General features: G+C 72.6%; 17 protein-coding genes. 11 read left to right on the forward strand and 6 right to left on the reverse strand.

The genetic code is table 11. The features are described 5' to 3' along the window. Positions 1-85 precede the first annotated feature (85 nt). The 6 genes from RB614_RS06175 (at position 86) to RB614_RS06200 (ending at position 5531) form a co-directional block, all read left to right on the forward strand. Positions 86-487: a PLD nuclease N-terminal domain-containing protein gene (locus RB614_RS06175; protein WP_308711382.1), complete on the forward strand. Its 402-nt coding sequence runs from the start codon at positions 86-88 to the stop codon at positions 485-487. A 116-nt stretch (positions 488-603) separates the two neighbouring features. Next, entirely contained in the window at positions 604-2142 is a 1539-nt protein-coding gene (locus tag RB614_RS06180; protein WP_308711383.1) for an LPXTG cell wall anchor domain-containing protein, read from the forward strand. Positions 2143-2387: 245 nt separating this feature from the next. After that, positions 2388-3809, forward strand: coding sequence for an OFA family MFS transporter (locus tag RB614_RS06185; RefSeq protein WP_308711412.1), 1422 nt, complete (start codon positions 2388-2390; stop codon positions 3807-3809). Next, positions 3806-3934 carry an MFS transporter small subunit gene (locus RB614_RS06190; RefSeq protein ID WP_308711384.1) on the forward strand — a complete coding sequence of 43 codons (129 nt, stop codon included), beginning with the start codon at positions 3806-3808 and terminating at the stop codon, positions 3932-3934. The genes RB614_RS06185 and RB614_RS06190 overlap by 4 nt, the downstream gene beginning before the upstream one ends. A gap of 147 nt (positions 3935-4081) precedes the next feature. After that, positions 4082-4981 (forward strand): hypothetical protein, encoded by a 900-nt coding sequence (locus tag RB614_RS06195; protein WP_308711385.1) that lies wholly within the window; start codon positions 4082-4084, stop codon positions 4979-4981. A 49-nt stretch (positions 4982-5030) separates the two neighbouring features. Then, positions 5031-5531 (forward strand): NUDIX hydrolase, encoded by a 501-nt coding sequence (locus RB614_RS06200; RefSeq protein WP_308711386.1) that lies wholly within the window; start codon positions 5031-5033, stop codon positions 5529-5531. 37 nt (positions 5532-5568) lie between these two features. Here the strand turns inward: RB614_RS06200 and RB614_RS06205 are convergent, their stop codons facing one another. Beyond that, positions 5569-7476: an ABC transporter ATP-binding protein gene (locus RB614_RS06205; protein WP_308711387.1), complete on the reverse strand. Its 1908-nt coding sequence runs from the start codon at positions 7474-7476 to the stop codon at positions 5569-5571. Positions 7477-7808: 332 nt separating this feature from the next. Further along, on the reverse strand, positions 7809-8264 hold the full coding sequence (locus tag RB614_RS06210) for a hypothetical protein (protein WP_308711388.1): 456 nt from the start codon (positions 8262-8264) through the stop codon (positions 7809-7811). A 324-nt stretch (positions 8265-8588) separates the two neighbouring features. Here RB614_RS06210 and RB614_RS06215 point away from each other — a divergent pair, with 324 nt between their 5' ends. From RB614_RS06215 to RB614_RS06225, 3 genes are all read left to right on the forward strand, one after another. After that, on the forward strand, positions 8589-10229 hold the full coding sequence (locus RB614_RS06215) for a pectate lyase family protein (protein ID WP_308711389.1): 1641 nt from the start codon (positions 8589-8591) through the stop codon (positions 10227-10229). 197 nt (positions 10230-10426) lie between these two features. Next, positions 10427-11185, forward strand: coding sequence for a S1 family peptidase (locus RB614_RS06220; protein WP_308711390.1), 759 nt, complete (start codon positions 10427-10429; stop codon positions 11183-11185). A 337-nt stretch (positions 11186-11522) separates the two neighbouring features. Continuing rightward, complete coding sequence (locus tag RB614_RS06225) at positions 11523-13004, forward strand: vWA domain-containing protein (RefSeq protein ID WP_308711391.1); 1482 nt, start codon at positions 11523-11525, stop codon at positions 13002-13004. A gap of 82 nt (positions 13005-13086) precedes the next feature. On the opposite strand, the gene RB614_RS06230 is transcribed toward RB614_RS06225, so the two are convergent. Further along, the gene (locus tag RB614_RS06230) at positions 13087-13527 is read right to left on the reverse strand and encodes a DUF3592 domain-containing protein (RefSeq protein WP_308711392.1); all 441 of its coding nucleotides are present in this window, start codon (positions 13525-13527) and stop codon (positions 13087-13089) included. Between the two features lie 360 nt (positions 13528-13887). Between RB614_RS06230 and RB614_RS06235 the strand changes: the two genes are divergently transcribed. Beyond that, the gene (locus RB614_RS06235) at positions 13888-14043 is read left to right on the forward strand and encodes a hypothetical protein (RefSeq protein WP_308711393.1); all 156 of its coding nucleotides are present in this window, start codon (positions 13888-13890) and stop codon (positions 14041-14043) included. A gap of 29 nt (positions 14044-14072) precedes the next feature. On the opposite strand, the gene RB614_RS06240 is transcribed toward RB614_RS06235, so the two are convergent. After that, positions 14073-14195, reverse strand: a complete 123-nt coding sequence (locus tag RB614_RS06240; RefSeq protein ID WP_308711394.1) for a hypothetical protein — start codon at positions 14193-14195, stop codon at positions 14073-14075. A 64-nt stretch (positions 14196-14259) separates the two neighbouring features. Between RB614_RS06240 and RB614_RS06245 the strand changes: the two genes are divergently transcribed. Next, a complete protein-coding gene (locus tag RB614_RS06245) occupies positions 14260-15039 on the forward strand; it encodes a YaaA family protein (RefSeq protein WP_308711395.1) in 780 nt (259 codons plus the stop codon). 55 nt (positions 15040-15094) lie between these two features. Here the strand turns inward: RB614_RS06245 and RB614_RS06250 are convergent, their stop codons facing one another. Together RB614_RS06250 and RB614_RS06255 are read right to left on the reverse strand one after the other, a co-directional pair. After that, positions 15095-15856 carry a pectate lyase gene (locus tag RB614_RS06250; protein ID WP_308711396.1) on the reverse strand — a complete coding sequence of 254 codons (762 nt, stop codon included), beginning with the start codon at positions 15854-15856 and terminating at the stop codon, positions 15095-15097. A gap of 273 nt (positions 15857-16129) precedes the next feature. Beyond that, complete coding sequence (locus RB614_RS06255) at positions 16130-17293, reverse strand: glycosyltransferase family 4 protein (RefSeq protein ID WP_308711397.1); 1164 nt, start codon at positions 17291-17293, stop codon at positions 16130-16132. Positions 17294-17295 lie beyond the last annotated feature (2 nt).

Here is a 17295-nt window from a genome sequence, read left to right on the forward strand (position 1 = left end):
TGGTGAGCCCGGTCGCCGCGGCCACCCCCCTGGCACAGGCTGGACGGGGCACACGGTTCGCCGTCGGCACGGCATGATGTCCGCCGTGATCCGTCTCTATGGTCTGTTGTTCCTGGTCGACCTCGTGCTGGTCGTCATCGCGCTGATCGACTGCCTCTCCAGCGAGGAGTTCGCGGTACGCAACCTGCCGAAGGTGGCCTGGGTCTTCATCATCCTGCTGTTCCCGCCGATCGGGCCGATCGTCTGGTTCGTCGCCGGCCGGCCGCAGAGCCGGCGGGTCGGCCGGGCCGGCGCGTGGCGGCCGGGCAGTGGCTTCCCCGAGTACGAGCGCCCCCGCCCGCTCGCCCCGGACGACGACCCGGAGTTCCTGCGTAGCAAGACCCGCGAGCGCCGGGAGGACGAGGAGCTGCTGCGCAAGTGGGAGGCGGACCTGCGCCGCCGGGAAGCGGAGCTGCGCCGCCGCGACGGCGAGGACGCCCCGTCCTGACCGCTCCGGCGCTTCCCGGTCCGGCAAGCCGGACCAATCGCCGAACGGGGTGGCGGTACCGGCTGCGCGGACCTTAAGATCCGCCAGCTTCACCCCATCCCACGGAGGAACCCCCCATGCACGTCAAGAACGCCCTGCGCTGGCTCGCGGGGCTCGGTGTGGCCGGCGCCTGGGTCGCCGCCACCGCCATACCGGCCGGCGCGGCGGCCCCCGCCGAACTCGCCGTCTACGTCGCCGACACCACCGTCGCGATCGGCGGGCCGGGCCTGGTCGACGGCCCGACCGTGGCCGCGTCCGAGTCGGTCGTCCTGCACGAGCCGACCATGACCTTCGACGCCACGGACCTGGCCGGCGTCGTCGACGTCGCGGAGCCGGACGGGTTCGGCGACTGCACGTCGCCCTCCGCCCGCGTCCTGGTCTGCACCAAGCCGTACGAGGTCTCGCTCGACGAGGGCGGACTGCGCGGCCTCTTCGACGTGGTCCTCGAGGCCGCGCCCGGGGCGGAGGCCGGCGACAGCGGAAAGCTGAAGGTGACGTTCGGCGCGCAGGGCCTGGCACCGGTCAGCCACGAGGGCACCGTGCGGGTCGGCGACGGCGTCGACGTCGCCGCCGGTCCGGACGTCAAGCTGTCTGCGGCGCCGGGGCAGGCGTTCACCGCCTCGCCGCGGGTGGCGAACGTCGGCGAGACGGCCGTCGAAGGCGTCACGGTGCTCTTCGAGAACGACGAGGAGCTGCACCCCGGCACGCGCTACAGCAACTGCCGGTACAGCGGTGACGACGTGCGCAGCTGCACGTTCGGCGGCACGCTGCGCCCCGGCGCGACGTACGCCGGCGCCTTCGCCTTCGTGCTCGACCCGGCCAACGTGGCGCCCAGCGACGAGCTCGCCAGCGTCCGGTGGCTGACCAACGCCGAGTACGAGGACCTCGTCGCCTACCTCGAGGACCGCGGGGTCTCGCCGGGCGAGCCGGGCACCGAGGGCGAGGTGGCGCTGACCGAGGTCGCCGGCGTCGAGGCGGGCCGGGTCCAGGCCGACATCGACCCGTTCGACAACTCGTCCCTGCTGGAGATCACCGTCACCGGGCAGCACGGGGTGGACCTCGCCGCGGTCGGCGACACCGCGGCCGGCGCGGCGGGCGACACCGTCGCCGTCGAGGTCGGCGTGGTCAACAACGGTCCGGCCGACCTGGACACCAACGGCAGCGGCGAGCCGGTCACGTCGGTCCGGGTCGCGATCCCGACCGGTACGACGGCGGTCGCCGCGCCCGCGGAGTGCTTCCCGCTGAAGGGCGGCGGGATGGACCCGGACCATCCCGGCGAGCCCGGCGCCCGCGACTACCTCTGCCTGCCGGCCATCTCCCTGGCCGCGGGCGAGGCCGACCTGGTCACGTTCCAGCTGCGGATCGACGAGGTCCTCGCGGACGCCACCGGCACGGTCACCATCAACGGCGAGGACGCACCGACGTTCGAGCGGGACACCGACCCGGCGAACGACACCGCCAAGATCGTCGTCAACCCGTCGGGCGGCGGCGGTGGCGGCCTGCCGGTGACCGGCGCGGCGACCGGGGCGGCCGCGGCCGCGGGCGGCCTGCTGCTCGCGGCGGGCGTCGCCGGCTACGTGATCGCCCGGCGGCGCCGCCTCCGGTTCATCGCCTGACCCGGGTCGCGGGGGGGGGGGGGGGCGCGCCCCGCCCCCCGCGCGCCCGGCCCCCCCCCCCGCCCCCCCCCCCCGACCCGGGTCGCGCGGCCGGCGTCCACGGCGCCGGCCGCGCCGTTCGGCTCACCCGGCGCGCCGCCGGGCGCGCCACTTCGACCGCTGGGCGTGCATCGCCCGACATGCGCATTAGGTTCCGATCAATACATGGAACTTCATTCGCGTACGTCCGGAGGTGCACCGTGCCGCTGCTGTCAGCGCTGGACCACGAGCACACCGTCGCGCCGGCGGGGTACAGCCGCTGGCTGATCCCACCGGCGGCCCTCTCGGTGCACCTGTGCATCGGGCAGGCGTACGCGACGAGCGTCTACAAGAACTCGCTCATCGCGCACTTCGACGCCAGCCAGACCGCGATCGGCGTCATCTTCAGCATCGCCATCGTGATGCTCGGCCTGTCCGCGGCGGTCGGCGGCACGTGGGTCGAGGCGAACGGCCCGCGCAAGGCCATGTTCGTATCCGCGTCCTTCTGGGCCTCCGGCTTCCTGGTCGGCGCCGTCGGCATCGCGACCAAGCAGCTCTGGCTCGTGTACCTGGGGTACGGCTTCCTCGGCGGGATCGGGCTCGGCATCGGCTACATCTCACCGGTCTCCACGCTCATCAAGTGGTTTCCGGACCGGCCCGGCCTCGCCACCGGGCTGGCCATCATGGGCTTCGGCGGCGGCGCGATGGTCGCCAGCCCGCTCTCCCGCCAGCTGCTCGAGCTCTACGACTCCGGCTACGACTCGGCCAACGCCAGCTCGGTCGCGTCCGGCGGCGCGCTGGTCGGGCTCTTCGTGACGCTCGGCATCGGCTACTTCGTCATCATGATGTTCGGCGTGGTCAACGTCCGGGTACCCCCGCCGGGCTGGCGGCCGGCCGGCTTCGACCCCGCGGCCGTGGCGGCCCGGCCGCTGGTCACCAACGGGCACGTGACCGCCGCGAACGCGATCCGGACGCGCTCCTTCTGGCTGCTGTGGGTGGTGCTCTTCTGCAACGTCACCGCCGGCATCGGCATCCTGGAACAGGCCAGCCCGATGATCCAGGACTTCTTCCGGGACGGCACCACGTCCACCGTGACGGTCGCGGCCGCGGGCGGCTTCGTGGGGCTGCTGTCCCTGTTCAACATGGCCGGCCGCTTCGCCTGGTCGTCCACGTCGGACCTGATTGGCCGCCGCCCCATCTACCTGCTGTACCTCGGCGTGGGCATGGTGCTCTACGCGCTGCTCGCCTCGGTCGGGCACCTCGCGACCGCGCTGTTCGTGCTGCTGGCCGGCGTCATCCTGTCGTTCTACGGCGGCGGCTTCGCGACCGTCCCGGCGTACCTGCGGGACCTGTTCGGCACCCTCCAGGTCGGCGCGATCCACGGCCGCCTCCTGACCGCCTGGTCCGCGGCGGGCATCGCCGGCCCGCTCATCGTCAACGGCTTCCTCGACGCGCAGGGCAAGCCCGGCACGCTGACCGCCGAGGCGTACCGGCCGGCGCTCTTCACGATGGTCGGCGTGCTGGCCATCGGCTTCGTGGCCAACCTGCTGATCCGGCCCGTCCCCGACCACCTGCACGAGCCGCCCGCCGGCCGCCCCGCCACCAGCCCACCGCAGACCGTCGCCGCCGAAGGGAGCCCGGCCCGATGACCGAGCCACAACCCCCCGAGAACCAGACCGCGCGGCTGTGGGTGTCGTGGCTGCTGGTCGCCGCCCTGCTCGGCTACGGCGTCACGCAGACCGTCATCACGGCGGTCAAGCTCTTCACCCACTGACCCTCCCCGCTCCGGGTGAGTCGTGCTCGCGCATTGATCCATCTCGCGATGTCACAATGGCACGAGGTCGAGCTGTGGTTGGGGTCGAGCATGATCTCAGGCGGAGAGATTTCCGGTGCCGCGAGGGCAACGTCGAGTGGTTTTCAGTTGCTCGGCAAACTTGGATCCTGGATCAAGCAGAAGCGGGAGACACTGCGGCTGGCGCGCGAGGCGAAGCAACTTCTGGGATTCGGCGAACCGGACCTCTACAGCTACCGAGTGGCCATGCATCATCCACTGTACAAACGCGGCGAACCACATCCAGACGACCTGGCCGCCTTTGTGACGATGGCCGGTTACGACATCGCGAGGGCGCACGATGCCGGCGTCCTCGCGATGCTGGATCGGGTGGAGGTCTCCTTGGACGACGGTCTCGTGCTCATAGGCAGTCCGGAGGCGGAAGCGGTCACCCGCCTCGCGTTCGGGTACACGCGTAAGGCCGGGGCCGGCGGTATGCGCTTCGTCTCGACGCCGGTCAAGCTGCCCTACCGTTGGGAAGAGGACAGGACCCTCGTCTCGGCGCAGTACGAGAGGTTCGTTCCCGGTGCCGGTAGAGCGCGCCGTCCGAACTGGCCGATAATCGACGAGACAAGCGGCTCGGCTCGTCCCATCTTTCCGGTCGTCTCAAACAGCGGCCTCCTGCACACGGACCTATTGCTCATCACGAAGGTCCCGAACTTCCTGACACCGGTGGCCTACGAGAGTGGGCGGTCGCTCGTGAGCGTCGCCGGCGCCCACGGCCCGGGCACACGATCCGTGGAGTTGTTACTCAACGATCGGAGGCTGCTCGGGCAGATACGCGAAGGAATTCCAGAGGGTGCGCAAGCCTTCCAGGTCCTCCTGGATGCGACGGATATCAGGCACGACCCTCGATCCGGGTCGATTGCCAAGACCTTGAGAGTGCGGGACATCAAGGTGTTCGAGCGTCCGGAGGCGACATGGCGGTCAGCAATGCGAGAGTCGGTGGCGCGACGATCGTCCTGGTTGGCCGAGCTCGGCCGAGAGTGAAATTCTCGGATTTGACTTTCCCTATCCCGCCGCCTACGCTCTGGCACCCATGAGGGATTGGAAATACTGCCCTCGGTGTTCGGCTGAGCTTGAACGCCTGGGCGACGATGGTAACCCATATGTGCGATGTCCCGAATGCGGTTTTGTCAAATACAACAATCCTCTTCCAAGCACTATCGGCATAATTCGCAGAGGTGAGGAGTACCTCTTTCTTCGGCGGACGAACGACCCGCAAAAGGGTAAGTGGGACGCGGTTGGCGGGTTTCTCGCCCCTGGTGAGCGAGCGGAGGACTGCCTGATACGGGAAGCCGAAGAGGAGATCGGTTGTACCGTCACGGATATTCGCGTCATCGGCACGTATGCCTCCGTCTACGGCTCGACGGGACTCGAGACCATCGGCATAGCCTTTCTCTGCTCCCTGGCCCCCGGCGACGACATCCGGCTGTCCCCGGAAAACGACGCGTACGCATGGTTCCGCACGGACCGGATTCCAGAGCTCGCGTTCGACGACGTACGGAAAGCGACCAGCGACGCGCTCGACATACCGTGATCGCGCCTTGGGCACCGACCACGGCGGAGCTGGCTCTTCAGTCGTCGCTGTAGCCGAGCTTCTGCAGGCGAAACCACTTCGCGTACAGGCCGCCCGCCGCGATCAGTTCCTCGTGGGTGCCCTGCTCGACCAGGCGCCCCTCGTGCATGACGTAGATGACGTCGGCGTGGCGGATGTTGGCCAGCCGGTGCGTGATGAGCACGGTCGTCTTGACGCCGTGCCGGGCGCGGACCGCGTCGAAGAGCGCCGCCTCGGCGGGGGCGTCCAGCGCTGACGACGGTTCGTCCATGATGAGCAGGTCGGTGTCGCGCAGGAAGCCGCGCGCGGCGGTGATGCGCTGCCACTGCCCGCCGGAGAGGTCCTGGCCCTGGGCGAACGCCCGGTCGAGCATCGTGCTGTACCCGTGCGGCAGGTCCACGATCATGTCGTGGGCGACCGCCTTGGTCGCGGCGGCCTCGATGCGGGGCTGGCCGGGCGTGTGGTCGATGTCGCCCATGGCGATGTTGGTGGCGGCGCTGAACGGCCACTTGTGGAACTCCTGCGACACCACGCCGATCCGGGCGCGCAGCAGGTCGGGGTCGAGGTCGGTGGTGGGTACCCCGTTCCAGCGCACGACACCCGAGTCGGGCGTGCGGAGGCCGGCCACCACGGCGGCGAGGGTGCTCTTGCCGGAGCCGTTCTCGCCGGCGAACGCCACCATCTGCCCGGCCCGGATGCGCAGGCTCACCCCGGCCACGGCCGGCGCGTCGCGGTCCGGGTACGTGAGGGTCACGTCCTCCAGGCTCAGCGTGGCGAGCGGGTCGGGGGCGAGCGCGCCGGCCGGTGGCGGCAGGTACTCGTCGGCGCGTTCCATGAAGCCGGTGTAGTCGCGGAAGTGGCGCCCCTCGGTGTACAGCCGGTCGACCTGATAGGTCACAGTGGACAGTGCCCGCTGCGCGGCCTGTACCGCGATGACGCCGGTGGCGGCCGCCGAGAGCGGGATGCGGTCGTCGACGAGCAGGAGCCCCAGCAGCACGTACACGGCGGCGGTGGCGACACCCCCGATCGCCGCGCCGACGCTGGTGGTGACCGTGACCCGGCGGGCCAGGCGGAGCTGGATCGCGGTCTCCGCGGTCATCACCCGGTCGTACTGGCCGAGCAGGAACGTGCGCAGCCCGTAGGAGCGCAGCTCGGCGGCCGGGTCCCGCACGGCCATCAGGTGGTTGAGCAGGTACAGGCGCCGGCGGCGGACCGTCCCGGCCAGGTACGTCTGGTACTGCAGGTGCCCGGCCCGCAGCGCCGCCCACGCGCCCGGCGCCGTGGCCAGGAACAGCGCCGGCAGCAGCAGCGGGTGGATGACCACGACCGCGGCGGCGACGGCGAGCAGGCTGACGGTGCCGGCGAGCAGGTTGATCGCCGCCTGCACGAGGAAGGTGGTGGAGTCGCAGCCGCGCCAGGCGCGTTCCATCTCGTCGCTGAACGTGTCCTGGTCGAACGACTCCAGCCGTACCCGCGTGGTGGTCTCGTAGAGGTTGCGTTGCACGGACCGGTCGACCAGCGGGGTCAGGCCGTTGGAGGCGAAGCCGGTGGCCGCGCCCAGCGCGGCCCGCACGGTGGTCAGCGCGCCGAGGGCGACCAGCGCGGGCAGCGCGGCCCGCACCCGCTCCGGCGTGGGGCCGCCGGAGAAGAGCCCGACGAGCACCTGCTGGGTGGCGAGCAACCCGAACGTCGCCATCGTCCCCGACCCGAGCGTGGCGCCGACGATGACCGCGGTCCGGGCGCGGCTGGCCCGCCAGCTCACCCGGAACGCCTCGCGCACCAGCCTCGGCAGCTCGGCCAGCACGGCCGCGATGCTGGCCTCGGCCCGGGCCCGCATGCCGCCCTCCCACCACACCGAGCGGAGCTCGGGCAGCGCGTCCGCCTCCCGCGCCGGCGCTGCCCGCCCGGTGTCGGACGTCGTGGTCATCCCGCCTCCCGGACTCCCCACGTTTGTGATCGAAGCTCCCCTCAAGTCGTTAGAACGACGTGAAAGGAGCTTCGATCACAGGCCATCGACCCGACTCCGAAAGCCCTCTCCGGTCCTCAGTCGACGGTAGCGCGGCGACCGCTCCGGGTCCCTGTCGCCTTTCTGCTTGCCAGGCGCGCGGTCAGGGGCTCCGAGAGCCATTTCGGGATTTGAGCTACCGCGATGTCCGCCGTGGTCCGGACCGTTGCTCCCGCGGCATCACCGTCCGCGTCGCTTCCGGTCGGCGCGCCGCGCCGACCACTACACCGCGAGCCGCGTGGGGCGGCGGGAGGTCAGCGCAGCCGGTCGAGCGTCGCGGCGGTCACCGCGCCGTAGGCGAGGTGGGGCACCACGTCCGCGACCCAGTCGGCCGCCGACCAGTGGCGCGGATCGGTGACCCTGAGCAGCGTCAGCGGCGCGTTCGAGCCGGCCATGGCCGCCGCGGTGAGCAACGCCGCGGCGGCGGGCCAGGGCAGCCGGCGGCCGACCAGCGCGCAGTAGCCCGCGGCCACGCCCGCACCGGTCGCGTATCCGAGCAGCGCGCCGAGACCGGTACGCCGGTTGCCGGCGGACTCACCCGCACCGAGCGGGATGTGTCCGGCCTTCGCCAGGCGTTCGACGCTGCGCTCCGGGGTGGTGCTGGCCGGCCGCCCGCGCGTGGCCATGTCGAGGTACGTGACCGCGTCCAGCACCGCGGTGCCCGCCGCCCCGGCGAGCAGCCCGCGGACGATCGTCGCTTGTCGGCCCATGGGCAAGGGCTACCCACCACCGCGCCGCCCATGCATGGACCCCGGTCGTCACCTCGACCACCGCGGCGAAAGCGCGAGCCTGGCGGCGGTGCGGACTCGCGGCGGGAAAGCGCTTGCCATAGGATGGCGTCAATCCTGCGAATACGAGCCGGTCTGGCGGCACCTCAAACCCGGCAATAGCCCGCATATCCGCGCCGGCCGACGGCCGGCTTCAGGTGTTTCGCGGATGTCATGCAACAAACCTGCAAATAGCGCCCATTGACGGCCTTAAGTCCCCTTTCTACGTTGGCAGGAAAGCGCATTCCCAACGCAGGGAGGTCCCAAGTGCAGGCAGCGCAACCCGGCCCGCCCCGGCGGCGGGGCACGGGCACCCGGATCGGCCTGGTGGCGGGCGTGACCGCCGCCGTCACCGCGCTGGTGTTCACCATCGGTACCGCCGCGAGCGCGGCCACGCTCTTCTCCGACGACTTCGCCGACGGCAACGCCAGCGGCTGGAGCACCTCGGGCGGCAGCTGGTCGGTGTCGTCCGGCGCGTACACCCAGTCGGGCAGCAGCGCCAGCGCCAAGTCGCTCGCCGGCTCCACGTCCTGGGGCACGGTGACCGTGTCGGCGACCGTGCGGGCCACCGCGTTCGGCACCGCCACCTCGCGCGGTATCGGCATCGCGGCCCGCGTACAGAGCTCGTCGAACTTCTACGCGCTCGTGCTCACCCCCACCTCGGTGCAGATCCGCAAGGGGGCGACCACCACCCTCGCCTCGGCGCCGTACGCCACGGCCACCGGCACCTCGCACACGCTGTCGTTGAGCGCGACCGGCGGCTCGCTCGTCGGCTCCGTCGACGGCGCCCAGCTCGTGTCCACATCGGACAGCTCGTACGGCACCGGGCGCGCGGGGCTGGTGGCCAACTACGCCGCCGGCGCCTTCGACAACGTGCTGGTGACCGACGTGGCCGGCCCCACGCCGACCACCGCGCCGCCGACCTCACCGTCCACATCGCCCCCGGTCTCGCCGACTCCCACGACGCCGCCGCCGACCACCCCACCGCCGACCACCACGCCACCGCCGCCGGGCGGGATCGTCGGCTGGGCCACCCAGGCGGGCGGCACCACCGGCGGGGCGGGCGGCTCGACCGTGACCGTCAGCAGCTGGGCCGACCTGCGGACCCAGGCGCAGGCCGCGGGGGCCCGGACCATCCTCGTCAACGGCATGCTCAGCGGCTCGGGCACCATCGAGATCACGGCCGACAAGACGATTCGCGGCGTCGGCGCGAGCTCCGGCGTCTCCGGCACCACGCTCAACATCGAGGACATGCGGCCGGCGAACGTCATCATCCAGAACCTCAACATCCGCGGCGTGCCGGGCGGCGACGCGATCCAGATCGAAAACGCGACGCACATCTGGATCGACCACAACACCCTCTCCAGCACGATCGAGGACGACGTCGACTTCTACGACGGCATGATCGACATCACCCACGCGGGCGACTACGTCACCGTCTCCTGGAACATCGTCCGCGACCACTGGAAGACCTCGCTGATCGGCCACTCGGACGGCAACGCGGGCGAGGACGAGGGGCACCTGCGCGTCACGTACCACCACAACTGGTTCGACCGGACCTTCGAGCGCAGCCCGCGGGTGCGCTTCGGCGAGACGGTCCACGTCTTCAACAACTACTACACGAACGTCGACAACAACACCTCCTCGTACGCCATCGCCTCCACAATGGACGCCGGCGTGCTCGTGGAGGGGAACGTCTTCGAGAACGTGCAGCAGGCGTGCTGGTCGGCGAGCGGGTACGCCGAGTCCGACCCGGGCCGGCTGGTGGCGCGCGACAACTCGCTGACCAACTCCGGCCCGTGCGAGGTCAACGGCACCGTGGCGGCCATCCCGTACGGCTACACCGCACAGCCGTCCGGCGCCGTCAAGGCGTCCGTCACCGCGGGCGCCGGCGCGGGCCGCGTCTGACCCCGCTCCCGCACGCGGTCGCAGTGGCGGCCGGCGACCGGTCTCGGCCGGTCGCCGGCCCTCGCCCGTCTCGCGGGCGGCACCATCATCCGGCGATAGGGAGCATCCGGGATTTCACAGAGCATCGATAGATTTCCCCTAATGGATAGAGTGCGGCCGGGGTCACCCCCGCACCACGACGTCCAGGAGGTCTACCCATGCTCCTTCGCAGACTGTCGGCCGCGGCGCTCGGCGCCGTCGTCGCCCTCACGGCGCTCGCCGCCGGCGCGGTGCCGGCGAACGCGTCACCGAGCGCAGGCGAGCCCGGCGGCGGCATCGTCCCGCTGATCGTCAACGGCCGGCCGGCCTCGGAGAACTACTCGTTCCTCGTATACACCTCCGGCTGCACCGGCTCGCTCGTCAAGGCGAACTGGGTCGTCACCGCCGCCCACTGCCCGACGCCGTCGTCGGTGCGGGTCGGCAGCGTCAACCGCACCAGCGGCGGCACCGTCGTCGCGGTCAACGGCTCGGTCAGCCACTCCCGGGCCGACGTCAAGCTGATGCGCCTGGCCAGCTCGGTGACGTACGCGCCGGCCCCGATCCCGACCACCTCCGGCGCCGTCGGCACCGCGACCCGGATCATCGGCTGGGGTCAGACCTGCCCGACCCGCGGCTGCGGCTCGGCGCCGACCGTCGCCAACGAGCTCGACACGTCGATCGTCGCCGACAGCCGCTGCCTGGGCATCGACGGCCCGGTCGAGATCTGCACCAACAACACCAACGGCAACGCCGGCGCCTGCTACGGCGACTCCGGCGGCCCGCAGGTGCGGCTGGTCAGCGGCCGCTGGAACCTGATCGGCGCCACCAGCCGCTCCGGCAACGGCAGCGCCACCTGCGCCACCGGCCCGTCCATCTACGGCGACCTCCCGTCGATCCGCTCCTGGATCAACACCCAGGTCGGCGGCCTCCCCGCCTAGCCGCCGCCCGGGACCCGGGGGAGCCGGCCGCGGTTTGGCGCCGGCTCCCCCGAGGACCCGATCCAAAGACAGAGACATCGAGCTACCGCGACGCCCGTCGTGGTCCGGACCGTCGCTCCCGCCACGTCACCCTTCGCGTCGGGTCACGGTTCCCCGGTCGCCTCCGGCGGACGCGGACCGCGCACGTCCGTCTCGGCCGCAACCACCGCGCGGTCACGGGTTTCGCACGAGCCGGTCACGAGGCTCACGCTTAGGTCTCGGCTTGGCCACGGCCGGATCCCACGGGCCCGCCGGTCTGTCCAAATGGCCATCAGGTACCCGCACGGGGAGGGACACGATGGTCAGGTTTCGACGGTATGCGCTGGTCGTGGGGCTGGCGGCGGTGCTCGGCACGCCGGCGTGCGGGTCGGGCGGTGGTGGCAGCAGCAGCGACGCCGGTGCGCGGGAGCCGCTGCCGGACCGGCCCCGGCCGGCCACCGAGGGCCGGGAGCGCGGCGACGAGACGGCGGCCGAGGACGATCCACAGTCGACCTTCGCGCTCGACGTCGACACCGCGTCGTACGGGTACGCCCGCCGCCTCATCACCGACGGGCGCAGGCCGGAGGCCGACCTGATCCGGCCGGAGGAGTTCGTCAACGCCTTCGACCAGGACTATCCCGAGCCGAGCGGCGACGGGTTCGCGGTGCGTCTCGACGGCGCCCGGCTGCCGGAGTTTCACGAGGCCGGCCCGGACAGCCGGCTGATGCGGGTGGGGCTGCGCACGCGCGGCGAGGACGCCGAGACCCGCCCGGACGCCGCCCTGACGTTCGTGGTCGACGTCTCCGGCTCGATGGGCGAGCCCGGCCGGCTCGACCTGGTACAGGACTCGCTGCACACGCTGGTCGACGCGCTGCGCCCGACCGACTCGGTGGCGATCGTGGCGTTCAGCGGCGAGGCGGAGGTGGTCACCGGGATGACCCCGGTCGCCGACGCCCGCGCCCTGCACGAGGCGGTCGACGCGCTGCGCACGCGGAGCAGCACCAACCTGGAGGCCGGGCTGGTCCTCGGATACCGGGTGGCGCGCGAGGGCTTCCGCCCGGGCCGGACCAACCGGGTGATCGTGCTCTCCGACGGGCTGGCCAACACCGGCGACACCGACGCCGACGGGATCCTGGAGCGGGTCAGCGAGGAGGCCGGCAAGCAGATCGCGCTGCTCGGGGTCGGCGTGGGCAGCGAGTACGGCGACGCGCTCATGGAGCGGCTGGCCGACCGCGGCGACGGCTTCGTCGTGTACGTCGGCGAGCGGGAGCAGGCCCGCGACGTCTTCGTCCACCGGTTGCCCGCCACGCTCGCCGTACGCGCGCTGGACGCCAAGGTCCAGGTCACCTTCGATCCGGCGGTGGTGCGGTCGTACCGGCTGATCGGGTACGAGAACCGGGCCGTCGCCGACGAGGACTTCCGCGACGACCGGGTCGACGGCGGCGAGGTGGGGCCGGGCCACAGCGTGACCGCGCTGTACGAGGTGCGGCTCACCGGCGAGGCGCCCGGCGACGCGCGGGCGGCCCAGGTGCGGGCGCGCTGGCTCGACCCGGTCTCCCGGGACGCGGCCGAGGCGTACGAGTCGCTGACGGTGGCCGACCTCGGTGGCCGCTTCGACGCCGCCGGCCCGCGGCTGCGGATGTGCTACGCCGCCGGCTTCTTCGCCGAGGCGCTGCGCGGCGCCGGCGCGGTACCGCTGGACTCGCTCGCGGCGGTGGCCGGCCGGGCCGCCGGGGAGACCGGCGACCCCGCGGTGCGCGACCTCACCGCGCTGATCGACCGCGCCGCCGACCTGGACTGAGCCCGCGCCGCCTTTTGTGGCCTCGGCCCGGCGTTGGCGCCGCTTCTGTGACCCGCCGCCGGGGCGCGCGCCGCTCTTGTGGTCACCGCCGGTGGCGGCGGGCGCGGACCAGGACGAACGCGCCCGCCGCGACCAGGACCAGCCCGACGCCGCCGGTCACCGGGCCGACCCAGGGCGAGGTCTCCACCACGGCGGTGTCGCCGCGATACCGCAGGGCCACGGCCGAGCCGGGGAACGCCTGGTCGCCGTCGAGGTCGACGTGCGCGGTGCGGCGGCGGGCACCGTCCATCCAGGACACCTCACACCGGTGCCGGTACGTGCGCGTGCCGGTGCCGGTGCTGGTGGAGACGGTGGTGCAGGCACCGACCGTGCCGGTCGCCGACGGCCACGTCTGGCTCGCGGTGAAGACGCCGCCCACGACCAGCGCGACCAGCCCGACGAGTGCCACCAGGACGCCGGCAGCGAGGCGAAACAGCCGTACCCGCCGCACGGCGCGGGCCACCGGCGGCAGCGGGTCGCTCATGATCCGGAACGATAGGGGCCGGGCGCGGCATCCGGATCCGACGTCCGGACAGACCCGCCCACGCCGTCCCGCCGGTCCCGCGCGCGGCGCCCTGCTCGGCTCGGTGGCTCGCGGGCCGCCGGTCCCCGCTGTGCCGCCGCTGGCGTCGTGGTCGGCTGGGTGGACCGCCGCGTCGCGTCACCACGTGCGCTGAACGGCGACCCGGGCGACCCGGCGTCTGCGCCGACGAGGTCGGCCAGCGCGGCGGCGAAGGCCTCACCCGCGGCTTTCACCGGCAGCCCAATGAGGCACCCCGATTACTCAGGACAGCGGCGGATCCGGCTCCTAGCCTGTCGGCAGGCCCTCTGGAAGGAGTCACCCATGTCCGCACGCCTACGGCTGCGCCGGTTCGCCGTCGCCTCCACCGCCCTGGCCGGGGCGGCGCTGGTCGCCGCCGTCTCCGGCGGCGCGCAGATGCTCGCCACCGCCGCGACCGCCATCGAGTACGGCCTGATCGCCGCGCTGATCGCGGTCTGAGTCACGGGCGGTCGCCGCCCGCTCCGGTCTCAGCCGGAGACCCACCACCAGCCGCCGCCCAGCGCGGCCGTGGCCGTCACCGCCGCACCGCCGACGGTGAGCCGCTGGCCGCGCCGGGCGGACGGCAGGTGCCGCCCTGGCGCGCCGTCCACGCCGGACGGGCGGGGGCGGTGCGCGGCGGCATAATGGCGATGATCCGGAGGTATCGCCGAACACATGATCATTTTGATGCACAGCTCCAAGACCATGCGCCCGCCCACGTCCGGGCCCCCGCCCACCGGCACGCCGGCGCTGCTCGACCGGGCCGAGGAGCTCGTCGCGTACCTGCGGACGCTGTCGCCGGCGGAGCTGGCCCGGTTCATGAAGGTCTCCGGCGACCTCGCCGACAAGGTCCGCGACCTCTACGCGGAGTGGAGCACCAAGCCCGACCGCCAGGCGCCGGCCGCCGCCACCTTCGTCGGCGACATCTACAGCGGGCTGCGGGTCGACACGTTCACGGCGGCCGACCGCGCGTACGCGGACAGGCACCTGCGCGTCCTGTCCGGCCTCTACGGGATCCTGCGCCCGTTCGACGGCATCAGCCCGTACCGCCTCGAGATGGGCTACCGCCTCCCGCCCGGGCCGTACGCGAACCTCTACCGGTTCTGGGGCACCGCGATCGCCGAGCAGTTGCCGGCGAAGGGGCGGATCGTCAACCTGGCGGCCAACGAGTACAGCCGGACCGTCCTGCCGCACGTCGACGCCGCGCGGGTGGTCACGCCGCGGTTCCTGACCCGGGACCCGGCGTCCGGCCAGGCGAAGTTCGTGGTCGTGCACGCGAAGATCGCACGCGGCGCGTTCGCCCGCTGGCTGGTGACCGGGCGGGTCGGCGACGGCGCGATCCGCGAGTTCGCCGACATCGGCTACTCGTACGACGAGGTGTCGAGCACCGGGTCGGAGCCCGCATTCGTATGCGACGAGTTCGGCGGCAAGGGCCTCTCGGTCCGCCTGACGTAGCGGGGTGGGCCCGCCCGCGGCGAGCCCACCCCGCTGGTATCTACGACACGACTACCTACGACACGACGCAGTTGGTGCCGTCCGGACCTTCGCCGATCTTCTCCGGCTCGTCGCCGGTGTCGTTGCCCTCGAAGAGGTCGCAGAGCCCGATGTCGCCGCCGTCGATGGTGATACCGGACAGGCGCGCGGTGTCACCGAAGTTGACGTTGATGCCGACCAGGACGTCGCCGGGCGCGGTCGCGGTGATGCCGCTCAGGACCACGTCGCGGCGGGCCTGGGTGGAGCAGTTGCCGCAGGAGCGGTACAGCTTGCCGAAGTCCTCCACCTCGAAGTCGCGGATCGTGACCGAGCCACCCGCGCCCCGGTTGTCCTGGAAGACCTTGTCCTCGGCCTTGCTCGCCCCGCCGCCCTCGACGACCACGGTCGCGCCGGTCCCCCGGAACGTGGCGGCGTCCTCGCCCACGTCCTCCCAGAAGACGTTGCGCAGCGTACAGGTGCCCTGGCAGTGCACGCCGTCCGCGGCGGGGGCGCCGATGATGACGTTTTCGAGGGTGGCGCCGTCGGCGAGGCGGAACAGCGGGTCCTGCCCCTCGTCCTGGTCACCGCCGCCCAGGTCGCCGCCGCCGACGAAGCGGCGGTTGGTGCCGTCGAACGTGCCGCTGACCGCCATGGTCTCGGTGAGCGTCACCTCGCCGGTCGCCGGTGGCGCGTCGGCCGCGGCCAGGTGCGCGCCGCCGACACCGGCGACGACCAACGCGGCGGCGGCCGCCCCGACGATGATGCCGCCACGCCATCTGCTGATTGCTCGAACTGACATGTGTCGTGACCTTCCAACGGGAACTCTTGCCGGTCTGGAGTGCGCAAGAGTGCCCAGGTCAACGAGCGGAGAGCCGGGGACGGAGCGAGCCGTCCACGCGGGTCGACCGGGGCGGTTCGTCCATACACCTCCGGAAGAAAGCGTTTTCCTTCTTTCCGCTGAGGCTAGGCCAGAGGACGACGCCCGTCAATGCTCCACCCGCGGACGAGGGGTGGGGAGCGAGCCTTCCGGGAAGGAGTGGTGGTCTCCGCGAGAGGCCGGGACCGGGCCCGGTCAGGGCTTGGGTGGACGCGGGCGCAGCCGCCGGGCCGGGGGAGCGGCGAGCACGTGGGCCCAGAGCGACTCGTAGCGGGCCGCCATCCGCTCGGCGGTGAACGCGGCGAGCGTCCGTTCCCGGGCCTGCCGGCCCAGGGCTTGCCGGGCGGCCGGGTCGGTGGCGAGGCGGCCGATCGCCTCGGCGAGCGCGGCGGCGTCACCGGCCGGCACCAGGCGGCCGCAGCGGCCGGCGTCGAGGAGTTCGGGCACCCCGCCGGTGGCGCTGGCCACGCAGGGCAGGCCGGCGCCCATCGCCTCGATGAGGGCCAACCCGAGCGTCTCGTAGCGGGACGGCTGGCAGTAGACGTCCATGTCGTGGAGCTGGTCGGCGACCCGGTCGGTCCAGCCGGTCAGCTCCACCCGGTCCGCGACGCCGAGCCGGGCGGCCTGGGACCGCAGCGCCGCCTCCCGCGCGCCCGATCCGACCAGGCGGACCCGCACACCGGGGAGCCGGGGGAGCGCGTCGATCAGCACATCCTGACCCTTGACCGCGTCGAGCCGGCCCACACAACCCACGACGATCTCACCCGCCGCGCGCCCCACGGGAGTGCCGGGCCCGGGAACGCGTCCGCCGCGGGCGATCGGCCGGCCGGGAACGTGTCCGCCCGAAGCCACCGGCTGGCCCGGCACCGGGACTCCGTTGTGGATCACGTGGACCGAGTCGCGGCCCAGGGCGTAGAAGTTTTCGACCCGCCGCGCGCCGTCGGCGCTGACCGCGACGTTCGCGTCCAGCCGCAGCGCGAGTGCCCGCGTTCGCAGCAGCAGCGGCAGGTCGACGGTGCGCGCGGCCATGTGCTGCACGGCGACCACCCGCGGACCCCGCAGCGCGAGCGCGGTGCCGAGCATGGTGGGTGCCGCCCACGGCACCTCGAGGTTGGCCTGCACGAGGTCGGGGCGCACCCGGCGCAGCAGGCGGGCGTGCGCCAGGGGTCCGCCGCCGGTGACGTGGTACGGCACGCCGGGGCGGTGCCCGGCCACCCACCGCACCACCGGTTCGTCGGTGCCGGCGACGTGCACGTCGTAGGCGCCGCCGAGCCCGCCGACGAGGTTGCCGAGCGCGACCTCCGCTCCGCCGACCGCGTCGACGCTGGTGTAGAGCAGGATCCGTGGCCGCCCGGCCACGG

Source organism: Phytohabitans maris, from assembly GCF_031085175.1.
GTDB lineage: Bacteria > Actinomycetota > Actinomycetes > Mycobacteriales > Micromonosporaceae > Phytohabitans > Phytohabitans maris.